The organism is Nostoc sp. XA010 (assembly GCF_020829625.1).
Lineage (GTDB): Bacteria > Cyanobacteriota > Cyanobacteriia > Cyanobacteriales > Nostocaceae > Nostoc.
Genome location: NZ_JAIVFX010000105.1, coordinates 1 through 5043, shown reverse-complemented (window position 1 = coordinate 5043; position 5043 = coordinate 1). Strand labels below are relative to the sequence as shown.

Sequence of the window (5043 nt, the reverse complement as noted above, 5' to 3'; positions counted from 1 at the left end):
TGTCACCACAGGCATAAGCATCAACAACTTTCTGACGCAAGTCGAGAGAGTAGGCTTTCATAGCGACCAGTTATCAGTAGAATTGCTCTCTCCTAAGTGTACTGGACTGGACTGATAACCGCTATACTACCTAGCTGCGTTGGGTCTTTCTCCAAGCTTGAGGTGTAATCCCATGATGTCGGCGAAACTGACGAAAAAAGTAACCTTCATGCTGATAACCAACTGCTTGAGCAATTTGACTTACACATTGATCAGTTTCTAGGAGTAAAGTACGTGCTGCTAGCATACGACGCTCGGCAATCCAATCATTCACCGTATGTCCTGTATTACGTCGTACTAGGTCGGTTAAATAAGCCGCACAGTAGCCAACTGCAATTGCTACATCAGATAAGCTAATTGGTTGATTATAATTTACCTCAATAAATCGGAAAACCTTATTCAACAAGGAGTCAGCAGGAAAGATTGGCACTGGATCGTTTAATGGTTTAACAATGTCAACAAGGGGTGACTCTAGCACTAATTGCGAGGAAGCATTGTACCGATTTTTCATGAATGTTGATTTGGCGTATTCCTAACGTCCACCTTACTTTTTGCCTCTGTTATGTTATCAATTCAAAAATCAAAATTTTCGCTGGAATTCCTAATTAATGGTTTTTTGCCTACACCCTACATCACTAGACTTTGCCTTGGGAAGTAGTTTTGCTGAGTACCATTCGGCTATCAGAAATATCATGTCTGTATCCTAGCCTGGGATTAGGCTTTAAATTATCCCCTCTTACTTACCTTCTTGTGCCTCTGTAGTGACATCATTCCAAAACTTAGAATTTTCGCAGGATTTTATCGATTGGAAAAAGGTCAAAAGGGAAAGCCCAAGGTATTAAAAACGTTTACGCTTTAAGCTTTACCCCTTACCCTTTAAATAAAAAACCAAGCTCACGCAGGCAAACTATGAGTGTTAATCTAGTTAGATGTTTCTTCTAAGTGCTTGGTTATTTCAACTTTCCTTAGGCTTAGACGACGCGGTAGTACACATCATATGTAGACCCACTTCCAGACACTCGCGTTATTGCTTGACCGGTTGTTGGTCCACCAGTTACGGTAAAACCGCCTAGATTGTCGTCTTTCCCGTTAAAACCGCTATCTGCATCAAAAAGTTCGACCCTTGCAGAATTTCCAAATGCTGCGCCTAGTCCAATATCGGAACGCTGTCCTGTTGTAAAACCAATCTCCCCTCCGAGCCTTTGACCATTGACTGTAATGTAAGTATCGTCATTACCAGAAGGAAAACCATCTGCGCCCGCTGTGATGGCTTGAAGAGCATCTACGATAAGGAAAGCTCCTCCTTCAATAACAGCCGCCTGTTCAGGAGTTAATTCAGTCAATAGCTGCTCTGAAGCAACACTAAATACTTCAGAAGTAGAAGTTGTTTTGTCGAAATTAGACATGGTTTTTTCATGAATTTGAGGTTGTTTTTGAGGCTGTTTAGCCACAATGACACGTTAGAAAAATCATGGTGTCAATTTTGCTTTTCGCCTCTATTGTTATTTCATTCCAAATTTCAAAATTTTCGCGCAAAATCAAGCTTTGTAAGAAAGCTCATACTAAAGATAGAAACTAATACCTTTTACTCACTTTTTGTATCTGTAGAGAGATGATTCTAAAATTTAAAAAATTTATGGCAGTTTAGAATTACATAAAAATTCATATTTTCAGAAAATCAGATGACAGATGTTCCAAAGCTAAATCACGTATCAAAAATTACATCAACCTATGTAAAAATGGCAACTTTTTATAAAATACCGATCAGAAAAAATTTTCTAAATTCTGCGAAAAACTTGAACTTAAGTCTGATAACTAGATAATAAGCTCTACTGCTCCAGGTATTAAATATTAAGTTATGGATTCGTTGATTAGAAATTTAAACAGCCAGATGCATCTTGTGACTACTTCTGCAAGTATTTCATCAGGAGAGTTTCTATGACTTTCGTCCATACGATAAGCAATCTAAATCAACAACTCCAGCATCTGGTTGCCGAAGCCTGCTCCCCATCCAGCAAAGAGTTTGATGCGGCGGCAAAAACTTAGTGAGATAGTTAGAGTTGTGATGAAATCGGGCAAACTCTGGAAAGAGAATACAGCTTACTATAATGATGCTCTGCAACAAACTTGGTTATATTTTTGCCGAAACCCAGAGCAATATAACCAAGAGAGTTGTACTGTGTTCACCTGGCTCAACAATTGTCTTAAGTGGCGACTGCAAGATTTTCGCTCTAGAGAAGCTCAAATTCAAGCAAAAACTGTTCGTCTATCTAGCTTGAAAATTGAAAATATAACCGGAGCAATCGAAAGCTTGCCACCAACAGATGATATTCCACCGATTTTGCAAGAGACTTACCAATGGGCTTTTACAGATCCAGACAATGATTTAGCCAGCACTCACGTTAAAGGACGACCTGATGTAACTTGCCAAATATTGATTCTGCGACGCCTGCCTCCAGAAACTCCTTGGAAAAACATCGCTAAGGAATTCGACTTACCCCCATCAACTGCGCCCAATTTCTATAAACGTGAATGCTTACCCCGCTTACGAAATTTTGCCATCAGGCAAGGGGATCACGAAATTTGGAATTAATGCAGAGATATTTAAAATAGAAGGTTATCTAGAAAGTGGAAGGAAACTTATGATTCATAGCACTAAAAATTTAGAAGAAAGATCCATTCCGGTATCTATTACCCAAGCTGCGCTAAAGATAGCACGCTTTTTTGCGAATGAACAGGTGACACTAGAAAAGAAAAAGCAGGTATATCTTAATACCTTGGCTGTTTGTGCGGTAAATGATTACATGGAAATGATGAACATTCCCACAGACCCAAGGACCAGCGATAGTTGGAATTGTGCCATGCACTATTATGCAGATGTGGCAGACCTAAAGTTGAGTGGATTGGGTCACTTAGAATGTCGCCCCTTAGCTTCTGGCAATCTCTGCTATATTCCACCAGAAGTCCCGGATGACAGAATCGGCGTAGTTGTACTTGGGCTAGATATAGAGCATCAACAAGCAACTCTAATCGGATTTACTAAAACAGTAAAAGCTGGTGAACTTTTGTTCAACGAGTTACAGACTATTGAAGACTTACTTGCATATCTTCATTTACTTGAAAGTAACCTGACAGAAGTCAAGTTAAGCTATTGGTTGCAAAATATAATTGATGCAAGTTGGCAGCCGATATCAGAAATTTTAGCACCAAAAACACCACAATTAGCTTTTCGTTATCGAAACGGAGTGACGCGAGGTAAGCTGATTGACATGGGGATAGAACTCCCCGGACAATCGCTGGCACTAGTTGTTACACTTACTCCCAAAAATTCGGTAGAAATCCAACTGAAATTGCAAATGTATCCATCTGGTGAGCAAGCCTACTTACCCAATAATCTCATTGTCAAAGTGCTAGATGAGAAAGGGATTACTGTTATGGAAACGCGTGCTAGTCGTGGTAGTACTCATGTAACATTAAAGTTTAATGTTCAAACAGGAGAGCGTTTTAGCGTTAACTTGGAATTGGGGGATATTAATATCACTGAGAAGTTTGTTATTTAAGCACATAGGGTTATCTATTGCTAGCCATGCAGAAGTTGGTTGTCTTGAAGCTAGATGGTGATTTGAGTCAGGGAGTAAAAGTCACACTGGAGATTGGGGCAGAAGGCGATCGCGCCAGTATAGAAGTTCAAGGCTATCTGCCCTCAAAGCCAGAGATAATTGCAGATTATCGGCTTTGGCGAACAACCTATCGCAGTTTATCAAATTTCCGCATTACACCGGTAAACATTCATGTCGGAACTTCTCTTAATGAGCATCTAAACAACTGCCACAAGTTAAACAAGAAGTTAAATGAGCAAATGAATAGTTGGCTCAACTGTAACTCCTTTCGCCCAGTGAAGGATAAATTACTTAAACAGCTAACGTTAGATGATACAGTCCGCGTACTAATTAAAACCAGTGACACTTGGCTACGTCGTCTTCCCTGGCATTTATGGGATTTTTTTGAGGATTACCAAAAAGCAGAAGTTGCTTTAAGCGCCCCAGAGTACGAATATCTGCCAAAACCAAAAACAAGTACTATTGGAGGAAAAGTAAAAATCTTAGCAATTCTAGGTAATAGCGAAGGAATCTTGATTGACAAAGATCGAGAGCTATTGGAGATGTTACCAGATGCAGAAACAACTTTTCTGGTAGAACCACAGCGCAGCCAGTTAAATAAACAGCTTTGGGAGCAAGACTGGGACATTTTATTTTTTGCAGGTCATAGTGAAAGCCTGGAGGATGGCAAGAGCGGTAATATCTATATTAATCAAACGGATTGCTTAACAATTGAGCAGATCAAATATGCTCTTAAAAAAGCTGTAAGCCAAGGATTGCAGTTAGCGATTTTTAATTCCTGTGATGGTTTAGGATTAGCATCTCAACTAGAAGATTTGCATATCCCACAAATCATTGTGATGCGGGAACCAGTGCAAGACTTGGTGGCGCAAGAATTTTTAAAAAATTTCCTCCAAAAATTTTCCAGTGGTGAGTCTCTGTACTTAGCAGTACGAGAATCAAGAGAGAAGTTACATGGTATTGAAGATCAATATCCTTGTGCGGTTTGCTTACCGATAATTTGTCAAAATCCAGCAGCAATACCACCAACTTGGAAAGACCTGCTTAAAAATCTAGAACCCAGAACTGGACAACCTCAACTAAATAATTATAAAACTCGCCCGTACTCTAAACCGCTTAGTTTTCAAAAAGTACTGTTGTTAAGTTTGGTGATCACTAGTTTGGTAATGGGTGTACGCTGGTTAAAAATACTACAAAAATGGGAGTTACAGGCTTTAGACCATTTAATGCAGCTACGACCTCCTGAGAAACAAGATAAGAGGCTATTTATAAAGTAAATCTAAAAGCCAGGAGAAAGGAGTTATGATAACGATAAAATACTTCATGTGCAGTGTATTTACATAGATAGTCGGTATGGCACGAAAGTCTTATCCCACAGATTTAA

At 39.4% G+C, this 5043-nt stretch carries 5 protein-coding genes; 3 read left to right on the top strand and 2 right to left on the bottom strand.

The genetic code is table 11. From position 1 onward, the window contains the following. Positions 1–130 precede the first annotated feature (130 nt). Both LC608_RS36150 and LC608_RS36145 read right to left on the bottom strand, forming a co-directional pair. Positions 131–550, bottom strand: a complete 420-nt coding sequence (locus LC608_RS36150; protein WP_229558101.1) for an AraC family transcriptional regulator — start codon at positions 548–550, stop codon at positions 131–133. A gap of 460 nt (positions 551–1010) precedes the next feature. After that, positions 1011–1490, bottom strand: coding sequence for a hypothetical protein (locus LC608_RS36145; protein WP_229558100.1), 480 nt, complete (start codon positions 1488–1490; stop codon positions 1011–1013). Positions 1491–2029: 539 nt separating this feature from the next. Here LC608_RS36145 and LC608_RS36140 point away from each other — a divergent pair. From LC608_RS36140 to LC608_RS36130, 3 genes are read left to right on the top strand one after another with little or no spacing between them, the layout of a single operon-like run. Further along, positions 2030–2632 (top strand): sigma-70 family RNA polymerase sigma factor, encoded by a 603-nt coding sequence (locus LC608_RS36140; protein WP_229558099.1) that lies wholly within the window; start codon positions 2030–2032, stop codon positions 2630–2632. A 49-nt stretch (positions 2633–2681) separates the two neighbouring features. Next, on the top strand, positions 2682–3599 hold the full coding sequence (locus LC608_RS36135; protein WP_229558098.1) for a DUF1822 family protein: 918 nt from the start codon (positions 2682–2684) through the stop codon (positions 3597–3599). 26 nt (positions 3600–3625) lie between these two features. After that, positions 3626–4936, top strand: coding sequence for a CHAT domain-containing protein (locus LC608_RS36130; protein WP_229558097.1), 1311 nt, complete (start codon positions 3626–3628; stop codon positions 4934–4936). Positions 4937–5043: the final 107 nt, after the last annotated feature.